The 15,264-nt window shown below is 41.2% G+C and carries 13 protein-coding genes; 9 read left to right on the forward strand and 4 right to left on the reverse strand.

The window, feature by feature from the left end; translation table 11 throughout:
* Window positions 1-176 precede the first annotated feature (176 nt).
* The 4 genes from clpX to bolA form a co-directional block, all read right to left on the reverse strand.
* On the reverse strand, window positions 177-1,454 hold the full coding sequence (clpX, locus tag PROVRUST_RS15180) for an ATP-dependent protease ATP-binding subunit ClpX (protein ID WP_006815753.1): 1,278 nt from the start codon (window positions 1,452-1,454) through the stop codon (window positions 177-179).
* Between the two features lie 118 nt (window positions 1,455-1,572).
* On the reverse strand, window positions 1,573-2,193 hold the full coding sequence (gene clpP / locus PROVRUST_RS15185) for an ATP-dependent Clp endopeptidase proteolytic subunit ClpP (protein WP_006815754.1): 621 nt from the start codon (window positions 2,191-2,193) through the stop codon (window positions 1,573-1,575).
* Window positions 2,194-2,650: 457 nt separating this feature from the next.
* Window positions 2,651-3,955 (reverse strand): trigger factor, encoded by a 1,305-nt coding sequence (tig, locus tag PROVRUST_RS15190; RefSeq protein ID WP_006815755.1) that lies wholly within the window; start codon window positions 3,953-3,955, stop codon window positions 2,651-2,653.
* 341 nt (window positions 3,956-4,296) lie between these two features.
* The gene (bolA, locus tag PROVRUST_RS15195) at window positions 4,297-4,635 is read right to left on the reverse strand and encodes a transcriptional regulator BolA (protein WP_039855596.1); all 339 of its coding nucleotides are present in this window, start codon (window positions 4,633-4,635) and stop codon (window positions 4,297-4,299) included.
* Between the two features lie 316 nt (window positions 4,636-4,951).
* On the opposite strand from bolA, the gene PROVRUST_RS15200 reads away from it, so the two are divergent.
* From PROVRUST_RS15200 to PROVRUST_RS15240, 9 genes are all read left to right on the forward strand, one after another.
* Window positions 4,952-5,533: a YajG family lipoprotein gene (locus PROVRUST_RS15200; protein WP_039855600.1), complete on the forward strand. Its 582-nt coding sequence runs from the start codon at window positions 4,952-4,954 to the stop codon at window positions 5,531-5,533.
* 157 nt (window positions 5,534-5,690) lie between these two features.
* On the forward strand, window positions 5,691-7,202 hold the full coding sequence (ampG, locus tag PROVRUST_RS15205; RefSeq protein WP_006815760.1) for a muropeptide MFS transporter AmpG: 1,512 nt from the start codon (window positions 5,691-5,693) through the stop codon (window positions 7,200-7,202).
* Between the two features lie 278 nt (window positions 7,203-7,480).
* The gene (locus PROVRUST_RS15210; protein ID WP_006815761.1) at window positions 7,481-8,272 is read left to right on the forward strand and encodes a nucleoside-specific channel-forming Tsx family protein; all 792 of its coding nucleotides are present in this window, start codon (window positions 7,481-7,483) and stop codon (window positions 8,270-8,272) included.
* A 426-nt stretch (window positions 8,273-8,698) separates the two neighbouring features.
* Window positions 8,699-9,691, forward strand: coding sequence for a cytochrome o ubiquinol oxidase subunit II (gene cyoA / locus PROVRUST_RS15215; RefSeq protein ID WP_039855602.1), 993 nt, complete (start codon window positions 8,699-8,701; stop codon window positions 9,689-9,691).
* A 4-nt stretch (window positions 9,692-9,695) separates the two neighbouring features.
* Window positions 9,696-11,687: a cytochrome o ubiquinol oxidase subunit I gene (gene cyoB / locus PROVRUST_RS15220; protein ID WP_039855605.1), complete on the forward strand. Its 1,992-nt coding sequence runs from the start codon at window positions 9,696-9,698 to the stop codon at window positions 11,685-11,687.
* On the forward strand, window positions 11,677-12,291 hold the full coding sequence (locus PROVRUST_RS15225; protein WP_006815765.1) for a cytochrome o ubiquinol oxidase subunit III: 615 nt from the start codon (window positions 11,677-11,679) through the stop codon (window positions 12,289-12,291). Before cyoB ends, PROVRUST_RS15225 begins: the two co-directional genes overlap by 11 nt.
* Window positions 12,292-12,624 carry a cytochrome o ubiquinol oxidase subunit IV gene (locus PROVRUST_RS15230; RefSeq protein ID WP_006815766.1) on the forward strand — a complete coding sequence of 111 codons (333 nt, stop codon included), beginning with the start codon at window positions 12,292-12,294 and terminating at the stop codon, window positions 12,622-12,624. It abuts the gene before it with no gap.
* 12 nt (window positions 12,625-12,636) lie between these two features.
* Window positions 12,637-13,524, forward strand: a complete 888-nt coding sequence (gene cyoE, locus PROVRUST_RS15235; RefSeq protein ID WP_006815767.1) for a heme o synthase — start codon at window positions 12,637-12,639, stop codon at window positions 13,522-13,524.
* A gap of 366 nt (window positions 13,525-13,890) precedes the next feature.
* Complete coding sequence (locus PROVRUST_RS15240) at window positions 13,891-15,252, forward strand: MFS transporter (RefSeq protein ID WP_039855607.1); 1,362 nt, start codon at window positions 13,891-13,893, stop codon at window positions 15,250-15,252.
* Window positions 15,253-15,264: the final 12 nt, after the last annotated feature.

The following is a 15,264-nucleotide window of genomic DNA, read 5'->3' on the forward strand; positions in this document are numbered from 1 at the left end:
ATATTCTTTTAAAACACTGCACTATAACAATGTTATTTCAAAATAAGGAAACCACAACTAAGAATATAAACTATATGGGGACAAGATTTTAGCATTCAATGGGTAGTTAAGCATAAAAAACAAAATGAGGGTTGCCCCTCATTTTGTTTGATTATTTATTGAACATCTTTGTGGGATTAGTTATCGCCAGAAGCCTGAGCGTCAGGCTTACTATAAATCAGCAACGGTTCTGACTGCTCATTAATCACATTTTCATCGACAACGACTTTTTCAACATCACTCATTGAAGGTAGATCGTACATCGTATTGAGTAAGGCTGCTTCTACAATAGAACGTAAACCCCTAGCTCCTGTTTTACGTGCCATTGCCTTTTTAGCAATTGCGACCAAAGCCTCTTCACGAAACTCTAATTCAGTACCTTCAAGACTAAACAACGCTTGGTACTGTTTAGTTAACGCATTTTTTGGCTCTTTTAGAATCTGAATGAGTGCGTCTTCACTCAGTTCAGTTAGTGTCGCAACAACAGGTAAACGGCCAATAAATTCAGGGATCAGACCAAATTTAATCAAATCTTCTGGCTCAGCCTGAGTTAATAACTCACCTTCGGTGGCTTTCTCTGATTCACCTTTAACTTCAGCTGCGAAACCAATACCTGAACGTGTATTCAAGCGCTGACCAATGACTTTATCTAACCCAGCAAATGCGCCACCACAAATGAACAAGATCTTAGAGGTATCAACCTGTAAAAATTCTTGTTGAGGATGTTTACGACCACCTTGTGGCGGAACCGCAGCAACCGTACCTTCAATTAATTTCAGTAATGCCTGCTGAACCCCTTCCCCAGAGACGTCACGGGTAATGGATGGGTTATCCGACTTACGTGAAATTTTATCAATTTCATCGATATAAACGATTCCACGTTGCGCTTTTTCTACATCGTAATCGCATTTTTGCAGGAGCTTTTGGATAATATTTTCAACGTCTTCTCCCACATAACCCGCTTCAGTTAATGTGGTTGCATCTGCCATCGTAAATGGCACATCCAGATAGCGTGCTAACGTTTCCGCTAATAACGTTTTACCGCTACCAGTAGGACCAATTAACAGAATATTACTTTTACCTAACTCCACACCATCGCTGGTTTTATCACCATTACGTAGGCGCTTATAGTGGTTATAAACTGCTACCGCTAATACTTTTTTAGCTTTTTCTTGACCGATTACATAATCATCAAGGTGCTGTCTGATCTCATGGGGAGTTGGCAATTCACTGCGCTCACGATGCGGAGCCAGTTCCTTGATTTCTTCACGGATGATATCGAGGCATAAATCCACGCATTCATCACAAATGTAGACTGACGGACCGGCAATCAGCTTGCGTACTTCATGCTGACTTTTTCCGCAGAAAGAACAGTACAGTAATTTACCTGCCCCTTCTTTGCGTTTATCTGTCATCAGTAGACCTCACTTATATTCATCATGCCTTGTTTTATCCGTGTAAGTCAGAAAAACAAGGCAAAAAATTTCTCAAATAGTTTCGGATATAATTTGTTATATCAAAAAATTACGCAAATTAACGGCTAGTATAAATATGGTCAACTAGACCATATTCTTTCGCTTCATTCGCGGATAAGAAACGATCGCGCTCTGTGTCACGACTAATTTCTTCGATGGATTTACCAGTATGATGAGCCATCAACTCATTCATACGCGACTTCACTTTCAAGATTTCTTGAGCATGGATTTCAATGTCAGTCGCTTGTCCCTGATAGCCACCTAATGGTTGGTGGATCATGACTCTAGAATTTGGTAAGCAGAAACGTTTACCTTTAGTACCCGCGGTTAACAAGAATGCTCCCATAGAACAAGCTTGCCCCATACAAATCGTACTAACATCAGGCTTGATAAATTGCATGGTGTCATAGATTGACATCCCCGCAGTAATCACACCGCCTGGTGAGTTGATATACAAGTGGATATCTTTTTCTGGATTTTCTGCTTCAAGAAATAGCATCTGAGCGACAATTAAGTTCGCCATATGATCTTCTACTTGGCCAGTAAGGAAGATAATACGTTCTTTTAATAGACGTGAATAAATATCGTATGAGCGCTCACCTCGAGAGGTTTGCTCGATAACCATTGGCACAAGTGCCATTTGGGATGCTAACTGCTCCTGACCGCCAAAATGTGACATCGAAATCTCCTATTAAAAACTTTCTGGTGCTTGCGCCTAATTTGCTGTCTGTCCGCCATTTTGGGCAGGAATGTACTACAAACAATTGCCTTTAAATTTCTTGTATCTGCCTGCTCGATATCCGCACTTACTTGATTATTTTAGTCACTTTTCAAACAAATCACTTGAAAAATAATTCTAAAATACAGTCCAGAGTGCTGTGGTGAGCAAGCCGCTCTATACAAGAGTTTAACACAAGTCTATCTAGTTACACGGTTTTATGCTGTTGAAAAATTATTTCAGTACAAAATAATTCCATCGCCCTATTTGTGATATCCAACGAACTCTTATTATAATTAGGGTTTAAATATTTTTTTCAAGATGATTTATGAAAAGTCTAAATTTAACGGCTCTAATTGACAAAAAACCCGTAGCGCAATAACTACGGGTTTTTGTTTTGTACTGCTAAAAAGAAAAATTAACCTGCTTGAACTTGGTTCATCAGTTCAGTGAAGTTAGTTTCTTTTTCAGTTACTTTTGCAGCAGCAAGAATAGTTTCAACAGCTTGCTCTTCTAACGCTAAGTTACGAACACTGTTCATCAGCTCTTCATTTTTGCTGTAGTATTCGATAACTTCTGACGGATCTTCGTAAGCAGATGCCATATCTTCGATCAGTGCCTTAACGCGCTCTTCATCAGCTTTCAGTTCGTTTTTGTTGATCACTTCGCCTAACAGCAGACCAACAAGTACGCGACGTTTAGCTTGTTCTTCGAACAGTTCACGCGGTAATTCCATCGCTTGTTTTTCGTTGCCACCAAAGCGTTGTGCTGCTTGACGACGCAGAACATCGATTTCACCATCAACAACCGCTGCTGGAACATCGATTTCGTTAGCGTTAACCAGACCGTCTAGAACTTGCGCTTTAATACGGTTACGAATTGCATTTTTCAGCTCACGTTCCATATTTTTACGAACTTCTGCACGCAGACCTTCTACTGAACCGTCGGCAATACCGAAACGCTTAACGAATTCTTCAGTAAATTCTGGCAGTTCACGTTGTTCTACTTTCTTCAGGACGATAGCAAACTTAGCTGCTTTACCTTTCAGATTTTCTGCATGGTAATCTTCTGGGAAGTTAACTTCGATGTCGAATTCTTCGCCAGCTTTGTGACCAACAATACCGTCTTCGAAACCAGGGATCATACGACCTTCGCCCATAACCAGTGCGAAGTCTTCAGCTTTACCACCTTCAAACTCTTCACCATCGATAGAACCAGAGAAATTGATAGTGATACGTGAATCAGCAGTTGCTGCATCTTCAACTTCTTTCCACTGTGCTTGTTGCTTACGCAGAGTTTCCAGCATGTTGTCGAGGTCTTCGTCTTTCACGGTTACAACTGGTTTTTCAACTTCAATAGCGTCAAAACCTTTTAATTCGACTTCTGGGTAAACTTCGAACTCAACAGAGAAAACAAAGTCTTTACCATCTTCGAACATTTCTGGCTTATAGCTTGGTGCGCCAGCTGGATTAATTTTTTGTTCGATGATTGCATTGATAAAGTTACGTTGCATAACATCGCCCAGAACGTCTTGCATTACAGACGCACCATAACGTTGTTTAACGATATGCATTGGTACTTTTCCTTTACGGAAACCATCAATGCGAACTTTTTTAGCAACGTTAACCAGCTCGCTGTTCAGCGCTTTTTCAATATCAGTGGCAGGAACGGTGATTGTTACACGACGCCCAAGGCCTTGAGTCGTTTCAACAGAAACTTGCATCTTCTTACCTCAAAATAAATCTTAGTGATCGGTCTACTCCAGAGCTATGTCATTAAATCATAATGACCATCTCCCTTCCAGAACCGGGGTCGTTACTTTCGTAACGGTCATCCCTGATATCAGAAGCGTCCCGAAACCTTACTGAAAATTAGACGCAACATTATACCGATGCATGCGCCCAGAGTCGAGAAAAGCCGATAAAAGAAGCTATTATTCCTCTTTATTTGTGACTTTTCTGGCTAAAATTTCATTTTCCCTTATCAAATTGGGGAAAAAGTATCCATTACATGGAGGCTAATTAGATCCCACTCGCTGTGGCAGAATCAATTCTAGACCAGTAATTAGCGATTTATACCACCTACACCACGGCAAGCTGGCGATTTTAACACCGTACTCGCTAATTCGTCCCATTCTTTAGGCGTATAGGTATGTAGGGCTAATGCATGGATCCCACCAGCTAATTCGTCAGCCAAAATAGCATAGATCTCGCGATGGCGCCCAATCATACGCATATTTTCAAATTTTTCGCTAACCAAAACAACTTTGAAGTGGCTTTCAGAGCCAGGCAAAACATTATGCTGATGACTTTCATTAATCACATCCAGATAATCTGGTTTAAAAGCCGCCTGCAATTTTTCACTCACGCGGGACTGCATTGTTGGTGGTGTATTGGCGTCCATAAAAGCTCCTTGATAAAATGGGAAACCCAATGTGGGTTGATAGCCTATACTTATTAAAGATTGTTCTTGAATATCCAACAGCCTCTAGCATTGAAAAAAGCGCTCAATTACACTGCGTAACGACTATCTTCTTATTATAGAAATAGCGGATAATAACGTCAGCATCATTGATAATTTGGCGCCGAAAACGCGAAATGTCCCATGTGATATACATTTATGCGAATTTTTTCTCAAACTGTTGTCTAATAACATTAGCTATCGTTACCCGAACCATAACGGAACATTTTCAATTAGGAAAGATGAACTGGGAAGAATTATGTTAAGAAAACTGTGTTTTCCACTTTTTGCACTATTTTTACTTGCGGGCTGTACAGCACCAAGTAATACGTTATCTCTTGAGCCGAAAATTGCTTTACCGGCTAAAAACCCAACGCTTAATGCAACGTCCATTAGCGTCAGTAGTGTTGATAATCGTCCGAATAGGTCGTTAGCTGAAGTTAACCGCAATGGCAGCTTGGTGGTACTTAATCCATCAAGGGATCCACGTTATTTAATGCAAGAAGCGGTTGAAAAACAAATGGCAGCTCGTGGTTTTATGGTGACATCTCCCGCGAATATCAACTTAGTTGTTCAATTAAACAAACTAAGTACTCAAGTCAGCGAAGGTAGCCTGCGCCACAATATTACGGTTAATTCAAGCGTTGCTGTGAATGCAACAGCGCCTAATGGCTCAACCAAAAGCCGTACCTTCACTCGTAATTACAATACCCAAGGTGCTCTGGGTGCTACGAATGAAAAAATTACTGAAGCAATCAACCTAGCGCTGAGTGACTTAATTGCGGATATGGCTAAAGACCAAGAACTCACGGATTTTATCAGACAAAATTCACGATATTAGTCAGGCAAAATGAATGGTTTCATATTAGTATCATTCAAGTTGTGACAAGCTACAGTTAAATCCAGCAACCCAAACAATACCTATTATTTGGGTTGCTTATTCATCTCAGATATCTCCCGCGTAATATTGCAGAACCAACATAGGCTATGAGGGAATAATGCCACGTTTCACACTACCCAATAATGTTACTTTAATCCTGCTAGGCTTTGTCTCTGGCTTACCTCTAGCACTCACTGCGGGAACATTACAAGCTTGGCTAACCGTTGAAAATATTGACATCAAAACCATCGGTTTCTTTTCCTTAGTTGGTCAAGCTTATGTATTAAAATTCCTCTGGTCTCCGATGATGGATCGCTACACTCCTCCTTTTTTAGGGCGTCGTCGCGGTTGGTTACTGACCACTCAAATATTATTAATTATCAGCATTGCGGGGATGAGCTTCATGAATCCCTCTGAACATTTATGGTGGCTCGCGGCATTAGCGGTCACTGTCGCCTTTTGTTCTGCTTCTCAAGATATTGTTTTTGATGCATATAAAACTGATTTACTCAGTGCAGAAGAACGCGGAATCGGGGCAGCAACCTCAGTCATGGGCTATAGAATCAGTATGTTGGTTTCTGGGGGATTAGCGCTTTGGTTAGCGGATAAATTCCTCACTTGGCAACAACTGTATTTAGTCATGGCAAGTTTAATGCTGATTGGCGTATTCGCGACTCTTTTTGCCAAAGAACCAAAAGATAATATTGCTCCCCCAGCCTCATTAAAGGACGCTATCTACGCCCCTCTCGCTGAATTTTTCAGTCGTAACAATGCTTGGCTCGTTTTGCTGCTACTTATTTTTTATAAAATGGGCGATGCTTTTGTCATGGCTCTGAATACTAATTTTTTGCTTAATGCACTTGGCTTCAGTCTCAGTGAAGTGGGAACAGTGAATAAAACCGTTGGAATGGCAGCCACAATTATTGGTGCGCTATTTGGTGGTTATTTAATGAAAAATATGAGCTTATTTAGAGCTCTACTCGTTTTTGGCATATTACAAGGCGGCTCCAATATTGGATACTGGTTCCTTGCTGTTACTCCGCCGAATATCATTAGCATGGGTTCCATTATTTTCCTTGAGAATATCTTCTCTGGAATGGGTACAGCTGCATTTGTCGCGTTACTCATGACCTTATGTAATAAATCATTATCTGCAACACAATTTGCTCTGCTTTCTGCTTTATCTGCGGTAGGCCGAGTCTATATTGGCCCTGTCGCCAGTATTTTTGTCAGCACCTACGGCTGGCCAATGTTCTATCTGATATCCATCGGCGTGGCTGTTCCCGGCGTTTTATTATTACTCGCCTGCCGCACATCTTTGGTTTACACCCAAACCACAGGGTTATTTCAGCGCCGTGAACTATTTGCTAATGGCTACAAAATCGCTGTTTATGCCTTAATCGTGGCAACATCGATTCTATCCGCTTGGTTAATCAGTTTACTTATCACATCATTTGCAAGCGTGAAAGTTTACCTATTTACTTCCCATCTTTCGCTGTGGCTATCCCTACCTCAATATCAAAATATTATATTTAACATAGGGATAGGTATTGGTGCTATTAGTCTGATTGTCGGTGGAACCCTTGACTACCTCGCCGTACGCAAAGCAACGAAACATAAGCCAGCATAATATTTTAGGTTATTTTTCAAACCATTCAAAAATTTACTCCCCCCAAATTAAACAGATTAATTTGGGGAATCCTTTCTATTAATACAAATTAGATCTCCCTAGCAAATATCGCTTAAAGATCAAGAAAATCGTGAACAAGATCACTCATTTACTGAAAGATATTTTTTAATTGCAAATCTAAAGCCTAATATATCACACGTTTGAGGATGGTTAGTTGACAAGCTAAAAATTTGCGTAGCAACTAATTTTTATTAATGTATAAACGAAAATAATATATCATGAAAAAAAATCTACTCTGCGCTGCTGCTTTAGCATCTTTGGCGTCTTTAGCAGGAACTGCAAGTGCTGAAAATACTGAAAATTTTCTTGGATACCAAAATGGTTTTGCTGACATCAATGTGAACTATTTGGATTGGTCCCGCCATACTGAGAACAAATCTAAAAATACGACTCATAAAGAAGATTTTGCTTACTTTGAATTAGAAGGTGGCGCTAATTTCAATTGGGGAGAGTTATATGGATTCTTCGATGTGGAAAATCCGTTCAATAAACAACATGAAGACCCAGGCAAAAACCAACGTTACACGCTAAAAACAACCGCTAGAGTTTATTTAGCAGATACTGGATTCAACCTGTATGGTCACGTTTATGGAACTTGGTCACTACCCGGTGATAAACATGGCGGCAACTTCCATGAAGTTAACACGCTGTATGGGGTAGGCTACAACACGTCAATTGGTAACTTATGGTTTAAACCATTCGTTGCATTACATTATGTCGATCAAACCTATTATTCTGGTAACAACGGTTATGTTGTTGGCTGGGTTGCAGGTTATAACTTTAAAATGTTCCAAGAAGATTTCATGGTTACCAACTGGCATGAAATGGAATTCGCGCGCCATAAACGCTATGGAAATGGCGGTCGTGACGGTGTGAATGGTGCTTTAGCATTCTGGTGGAATGCAACACCACATTTATCAGCAGGTCTTCAATACCGTTATGCTGACAATAAATTAGGTGATGATTTCTATCAAGATGGACTCATTTACACATTAAAGTATAACTTTTAGTGACTAAAGGATTTTTGTATATTTTTTTAATATATTTCCTTTAATTTCAAAAAAATAGCAATTCTCTGTCTCTTTTTTGCCGATAAAGCAATCAAATTTGCTTTATCGGTAACAAATTTAGTACATTCCCTTACGGCATTTCTTAACAATCGAATCAGTTTCGTCATTTTTTTGTCAATTTTGTCTATATTTTTCTTTGAAAAATTACCAAGATAATTTAGTATTCATACTGTTTTATCAATATATACCTATAACCAGTAGCAATTTTAACCTTTTAGATATAAAAGCTTTACATGTGATCATATTAACATAAAGAGCTAACATTTCCGTTTCTTTACCTTACAATCATTTACACTCGCATAACCTTACCGTAAAATGCCCGCACTGATGAAACGACAATTAGAATCTTGTCATTTGGGGTCGTGGATGAGACATATGAACTACAAAAAAAGCATTGGAGCAATCTCACTCGTTGTAGCAGCCTTATTATTAGGCGGTTGCGATATGGTGTTGATGGATCCGAAAGGCGCCGTCGGCGTTAAACAAAAAGAGCTGATTCTTATCGCAATCGGCTTAATGCTCCTTGTTGTTATTCCGGTTATTTTTATGGCATTTATCTTTGCCGTAAAATATCGTGAATCCAATAAGTCAGCTACCTACCGTCCTAACTGGGCCCACTCAAATAAAATTGAGTTAGTCTGCTGGACTGTTCCTATCATTATCATCATCATTCTGGGTGCTATCACTTGGAAAACAACTCATGAGCTGGACCCGTATCAGCCATTAGTCAGTGATCAGGAACCAATTACCATTCAAGTTATTTCAGCTGACTGGAAGTGGATCTTTATCTACCCAGAGCAAGGTATTGCTACAGTCAACGAAATCGCATTCCCTACTGGTGTTCCTGTAAACTTCAAAATTACGTCTGATTCGGTAATGAACTCATTCTTCATTCCATCTTTAGGTGGCCAAATCTACGCAATGGCGGGTATGCAGACTAAACTTCACTTAATCGCAAACGAACCGGGTACCTACAAAGGCTTCTCTGCAAGCTATAGTGGTAAAGGTTTCTCTGATATGAAGTTCAATGCTATCGCAACACCTGATCGCCAAGGCTTTGATGAATGGGTTCAAAAGGTAAAAGCGTCTCCTAAAACTATGGATACGATGCAGGCATTTGACGAAGTTGCTAAACCTAGCATCGACGTTCCTGTTACCTATTTTTCTAGCGTGAAACCTAAACTGTATGAAGACATCATTCTGAAGTTTGGTCATGAACACCATAAAGGTCACGCTCCTGTAGATACAAACAATGAAGCAAATCATTCTATGCATATGGGCAACAATGCTCAGGCACAAGAATCTACAGGTCATACAATGCAAATGAGCCATAATGCTCATGCAGGCGCTGAGGAATAAGGGCATGTTTGGAAAATTAACACTGGATGCAGTTCCACTCCATGAACCGATTATCGTGGTTACACTGATTGCTATTGTCCTCGGTGGACTTGGCTTAGTCGGTGCAATTTCGTATTTCGGTAAGTGGAAATGGTTGTGGAAAGAGTGGTTAACCTCAGTTGACCACAAAAAAATTGGTGTCATGTACATCATTGTTGCAATGGTCATGTTGTTCCGTGGCTTTGCCGATGCCATCATGATGCGTGGTCAGCAAGTACTGGCTTCTGCGGGTCAAGAAGGTTTCTTAAACCCTCATCACTACGACCAAATCTTTACCGCTCACGGCGTTATCATGATTTTCTTCATGGCAACCCCATTTGTGGTTGGTTTAATGAACCTCGTCGTTCCACTGCAAATTGGTGCGCGCGATGTTGCTTTCCCATTCCTAAACTCATTGAGCTTCTGGTTCTTTGTCGTCGGTGTTGTACTTATCAACATCTCTTTAGGGATAGGTGAATTCGCTCAAACAGGTTGGTTAGCATATCCGCCACTGTCAGGCTTGGAGTACAACCCTGGGGTCGGGGTCGATTACTGGCTTTGGAGTCTCCAGATATCCGGTATCGGTACACTCTTAACAGGGGTTAACTTCATTGCGACTATTATCCGTATGCGTGCACCGGGTATGTCGATGATGAAAATGCCTGTATTTAGCTGGACAGCGCTTTGTACGAACGTTCTGATTGTTGCTGCATTCCCAATCTTGACTGTAACACTCACCCTGCTGACTTTAGACCGTTATTTAGGCACCCATTTCTTCACGAATGATATGGGTGGCAACATGATGATGTACATCAACCTAATTTGGGCTTGGGGTCATCCAGAAGTTTATATCCTGATACTTCCAGTATTTGGTGTCTTCTCGGAAGTTGCAGCGACGTTCTCCAAAAAACGTCTGTTCGGTTATACCTCATTGGTATGGGCGACCATCGCGATTACCGTGATGTCATTCGTTGTTTGGTTACACCACTTCTTCACAATGGGTTCTGGTGCAAACGTCAACGCCTTCTTTGGTATCGCCACAATGATTATCTCTATTCCAACTGGGGTTAAGATTTTCAACTGGCTGTTCACTATGTACCAAGGTCGTATCGAACTTAAATCACCAATGCTATGGACTATCGGCTTTATCATCACCTTCTCTGTTGGTGGTATGACGGGTGTTCTATTAGCAGTTCCAGGTGCTAACTTCGTTCTGCATAACAGCCTATTCCTGATTGCTCACTTCCATAACGTCATTATCGGTGGTGTGGTATTCGGTTGCTTCGCAGGTATGACTTACTGGTTCCCGAAAGCTTATGGCTTTACGCTGAATGAGAAATGGGGTGTCCGTGCCTTCTGGTTCTGGATTACTGGTTTCTTCTTAGCATTCATGCCGTTATATATTCTGGGCTTTATGGGTATGACCCGTCGCTTGAGCCAGAATATTGACCCTGCTTACCACGGAATGCTGGTTGCAGCTGCATGTGGTGCAGGTCTGATTGCACTGGGTATCGCTTGCCAAGTTATCCAAATTATTGTGAGTATCCGTGACCGTCATGAAAACCGCGATTTAACCGGTGACCCATGGGGTGGACGTACTCTTGAGTGGGCAACATCTTCTCCGGCTCCATTCTACAACTTCGCTATTGAACCACAGGTTCAAACTCGCGATGCTTGGTGGGATATGAAAGAGAAAGGTATCGCTCACAAGAAACCAACTTCATATGAAGAAATTCATATGCCAAAAAATACAGGCGCAGGCGTGATTATCGCTGGGTTTAGCTTGATTCTTGGTTTCGCAATGATCTGGCACATCTGGTGGCTGGCAATTGTAGGTTTCGGTGGAATGATCGTAACTTGGATTGTTAAAAGCTTCGACGAAGATGTTGATTACTACGTACCTGTGGCTGAAATCGAACAAATCGAGAATAAGCACTTTGAAGAATTGCGTAAGGCAGGTGTGAACGATGTCAACTAATACAGTGACTAATCAAAACTTAGCCCATGCAGAACATGGGCACCATGATGCAGGCGGAACCAAAGTATTCGGTTTCTGGCTCTACATAATGAGCGACTTGATTCTGTTTGCATGTTTATTTGCCACTTATGTTGTTTTGGCTGATGGAACCGCTGGCGGCCCTGAAGGTAAAGATATCTTCAGTCTGAAATTCGTATTAGGCGAAACCTTCTTACTGTTAGTCAGTAGTATTACCTACGGCTTCGCGATGATAGCGATGCATAAAGGAAAAATCGCATACGTTAATGTATGGTTGTTTGCGACTTTCCTATTAGGTCTTGGCTTCGTTATTATGGAAGTGTATGAGTTCCATGAACTCATCGCTGAAGGTTTCGGTCCGGATCGCAGTGGCTTCTTATCTGGCTTCTTTGCTTTAGTTGCAACACACGGTCTACACGTTTCTGCAGGTCTGGTTTGGATCATCATTATGATGATTCAAATTTCTCGCCGCGGTCTAACCGAGGTGAACAAAACACGTCTGAACTGCCTGAGCTTATTCTGGCACTTCTTAGATGTGGTTTGGATCTGCGTATTTACCGTCGTTTATCTGCTGGGGGCGATTTAAATGAGTCATGAAAGAGATGCTCACACTGGAGCAAGCCACGGTAGCGTAAAAACATACCTGATTGGCTTTATTCTGTCAGTTATCCTGACGGTAATTCCTTTCTGGATGGTGATGAATGGAACAGCTTCACAAGGCGTTATTCTGGCGACGGTTGTTGGAATGGCTGTCGTGCAAATCCTTGTACACTTAGTCTGTTTCTTACACATGAATACATCATCAGATGAGCGCTGGAACCTCGTAGCATTCTTGTTCACTATGCTAATCGTCGGTATCGTTGTTATTGGCTCTCTGTGGATTATGTACAACCTGAACATCAATATGATGCTCGACTAAAGAGTTGCCGATATGTTTAAGCAATACCTGCAAGTGACCAAACCAGGAATTATTTTCGGAAATCTGATTTCTGTGATCGGCGGTTTTCTGCTGGCCTCTAAAGGGTCGATTGATTACCCGCTGTTTATTGCGACTTTGCTGGGTGTATCATTGGTCGTTGCCTCTGGTTGTGTTTTTAACAACTACATCGACCGTGATATTGACCGTATCATGGAAAGAACCAAGAATCGCCCTTTAGTCAAAGGGCTGATTGACCCGAAAGTTAGCCTGATTTACGCAACTGTATTGGGTATTGCTGGTATGGTGCTGCTACTCGTAGCGGCCAATGCACTGGCAATGCTCCTTGCACTCATTGGCTTCATTGTTTATGTAGGCTTATATAGCCTATATATGAAGCGTAAATCAGTTTATGGCACATTGATTGGCAGTCTATCAGGCGCAGCACCACCGGTTATCGGCTACTGCGCTGTCACAAACGAATTTGACGCTGGAGCATTGATCCTGCTGTTGATTTTCAGTTTGTGGCAGATGCCACACTCTTATGCCATCGCTATTTTCCGTTTCAAGGATTACAAAGCCGCAAACATTCCTGTTTTACCGGTAATCAAAGGTATCTCTGTCGCTAAGACACATATCTTCTTGTATATCCTTGCATTTATGGTTGCGACTTTAATGCTCGCTATCAGCGGATACACGGGTTATAAATATCTGATTGTTGGGGCAGCCGTCAGCTTATGGTGGCTCGGCATGGCAATTTCCGGTTTCAAAACTGAAAATGATGACCGCGTATGGGCTCGTAAACTGTTTATCTTCTCCATTGTAGCGATCACGTCGCTCAGTGTGATGATGTCAGTTGATCCAACGGTTTCAAGTGATACTGTTATAGCATTAGTCAGATAATTTATCGCATTATTGACGATGAATGCCTTCAACGGCGGGGAGTGAAAACTTCCCGCCGTTTTTATTTTATTCTCGAATATTTTTGTGATGATTTTTATGGTTAAATAGCCGCCTGCTATCAATAAATCAATATTGTCATATAGCAAAATAATTTAACTTATTGATTTAAATTTGAATTAACACCCATACAGCTACAGCCCGAAATAAAAAGAATAATTTAAGCTCATTAAGATTTAATACTCTAAATAGTTTGGGTTGTAGCAAGGCGGCAAGTGAAGCTAATCCCTAGTCACGTAGATAACTACGTGACTAGGGTTAGTGAGCGTAGCCAACACCGCTACAGCTCAAAATATAACGAGTATTTTTATGAATGATAATAAAATGACCCACCTAGAACTCCGTGCCACTTGGGGATTGGGGTCGGTATTCTCCCTACGCATGCTCGGCATGTTTATGGTTCTACCTATACTCACCAGCTATGGAATGCACTTGCAAGGCGCTAGCGAATTTCTCGTTGGTGTCGCTATTGGCATTTATGGTTTAAGCCAAGCACTTTTCCAAATTCCTTTTGGATTGATGTCTGACAAAATTGGACGTAAGCCACTTATTATCTTTGGATTGCTCATCTTTATTATTGGTAGCGTCGTCGCAGCTCTAAGTGATTCAATTTGGGGAATTATTATTGGACGTGCAATCCAAGGTGCTGGCGCAATTTCTGCGGCTGTAATGGCGTTATTATCCGATCAAACCCGTGAACAAAATCGGACTAAAGCCATGGCTTTTTTAGGCATAAGTTTCGGTATCACTTTCGCTATCGCACTAGTATTAGGCCCTATTATTACCCATGCCGTTGGCCTAAGTGGTCTATTTTGGGGGATTACCCTACTCGCTGTTGGGGCTATTTTGGTTACCCTATTTGTCGTACCCAATAATACTCACCACGTCATGAACCGTGAATCGGCTTTTGTAAAAAGTAACTTAAGGGCGGTACTGCTCAATCCTCAATTACTCAAACTCAATATTGGGATTTTAAGCTTACATACCTTACTCATGTCGAGCTTTGTTGCTCTGCCCCTGATTATGATCAATGCGGGTTATCTAGCCCAAGATCACTGGAAAGCGTACTTAGTCACCATGCTGGTGGCCTTTGTTTGTGTACTCCCCTTCATTATTTATGCTGAAAAGCAGCGTAAAATGAAGCAGGTATTTCTGTTCTGTATTTTATTACTCGCTATCGCTGAAATCGTACTTTGGCGTTCAGGTAATAACCTGTGGATCATATTCTTAGGCATTCAAATCTTCTTTATTGCTTTTAATGTTATGGAAGCCATTTTGCCTTCACTCATCAGTAAAGAAGCCCCCGCAAGTTATAAAGGAACCGCAATGGGAGTCTACTCCACCAGCCAATTCCTTGGGGTCGCTATTGGTGGTATTTTAGGGGGATGGTTGTATAAATTTGAAGGCGCCAATACGGTATTCATTGGGGGACTCATTCTGTGTGCAGTGTGGCTCCTGATTAGCTTAACCATGAAACAACCGCCTTACGTCAGTAGCATCCGTATTGTTTTGCCTCATCGATTTAAAAATGTCGATAAACTTCAGCAAGAACTTGCTGGATTAGATGGTGTGTTAGATGTAGTGATTATTGCTGATGAAATGAGTATCTATATTAAGATGGATAAAAAAATCATTACGCGAGAGCAGCTTGAAGCCATCGTTCGGCGCTAGAAAGACATTAGC

Source organism: Providencia rustigianii DSM 4541 (genome assembly GCF_000156395.1).
In the GTDB taxonomy this organism is placed as follows: Bacteria; Pseudomonadota; Gammaproteobacteria; order Enterobacterales; family Enterobacteriaceae; genus Providencia; species Providencia rustigianii.

What these genes read in the sequence shown, in the direction of transcription:
- cyoB (WP_039855605.1), top strand. Translation starts at nt 9,696, where the DNA reads ATGTTTGGAAAATTAACACTGGATGCAGTTCCACTCCATGAACCGATT.
- clpP (WP_006815754.1), bottom strand. Translation starts at nt 2,193, where the DNA reads ATGTCACATTTTGGCGGTCAGGAGCAGTTAGCATCCCAAATGGCACTT.
- PROVRUST_RS15225 (WP_006815765.1), top strand. Translation starts at nt 11,677, where the DNA reads ATGTCAACTAATACAGTGACTAATCAAAACTTAGCCCATGCAGAACAT.
- PROVRUST_RS15210 (WP_006815761.1), top strand. Translation starts at nt 7,481, where the DNA reads ATGAAAAAAAATCTACTCTGCGCTGCTGCTTTAGCATCTTTGGCGTCT.
- ampG (WP_006815760.1), top strand. Translation starts at nt 5,691, where the DNA reads ATGCCACGTTTCACACTACCCAATAATGTTACTTTAATCCTGCTAGGC.
- PROVRUST_RS15200 (WP_039855600.1), top strand. Translation starts at nt 4,952, where the DNA reads ATGTTAAGAAAACTGTGTTTTCCACTTTTTGCACTATTTTTACTTGCG.
- PROVRUST_RS15240 (WP_039855607.1), top strand. Translation starts at nt 13,891, where the DNA reads ATGAATGATAATAAAATGACCCACCTAGAACTCCGTGCCACTTGGGGA.
- tig (WP_006815755.1), bottom strand. Translation starts at nt 3,955, where the DNA reads ATGCAAGTTTCTGTTGAAACGACTCAAGGCCTTGGGCGTCGTGTAACA.
- bolA (WP_039855596.1), bottom strand. Translation starts at nt 4,635, where the DNA reads ATGGACGCCAATACACCACCAACAATGCAGTCCCGCGTGAGTGAAAAA.
- PROVRUST_RS15230 (WP_006815766.1), top strand. Translation starts at nt 12,292, where the DNA reads ATGAGTCATGAAAGAGATGCTCACACTGGAGCAAGCCACGGTAGCGTA.
- cyoE (WP_006815767.1), top strand. Translation starts at nt 12,637, where the DNA reads ATGTTTAAGCAATACCTGCAAGTGACCAAACCAGGAATTATTTTCGGA.
- cyoA (WP_039855602.1), top strand. Translation starts at nt 8,699, where the DNA reads ATGAGACATATGAACTACAAAAAAAGCATTGGAGCAATCTCACTCGTT.
- clpX (WP_006815753.1), bottom strand. Translation starts at nt 1,454, where the DNA reads ATGACAGATAAACGCAAAGAAGGGGCAGGTAAATTACTGTACTGTTCT.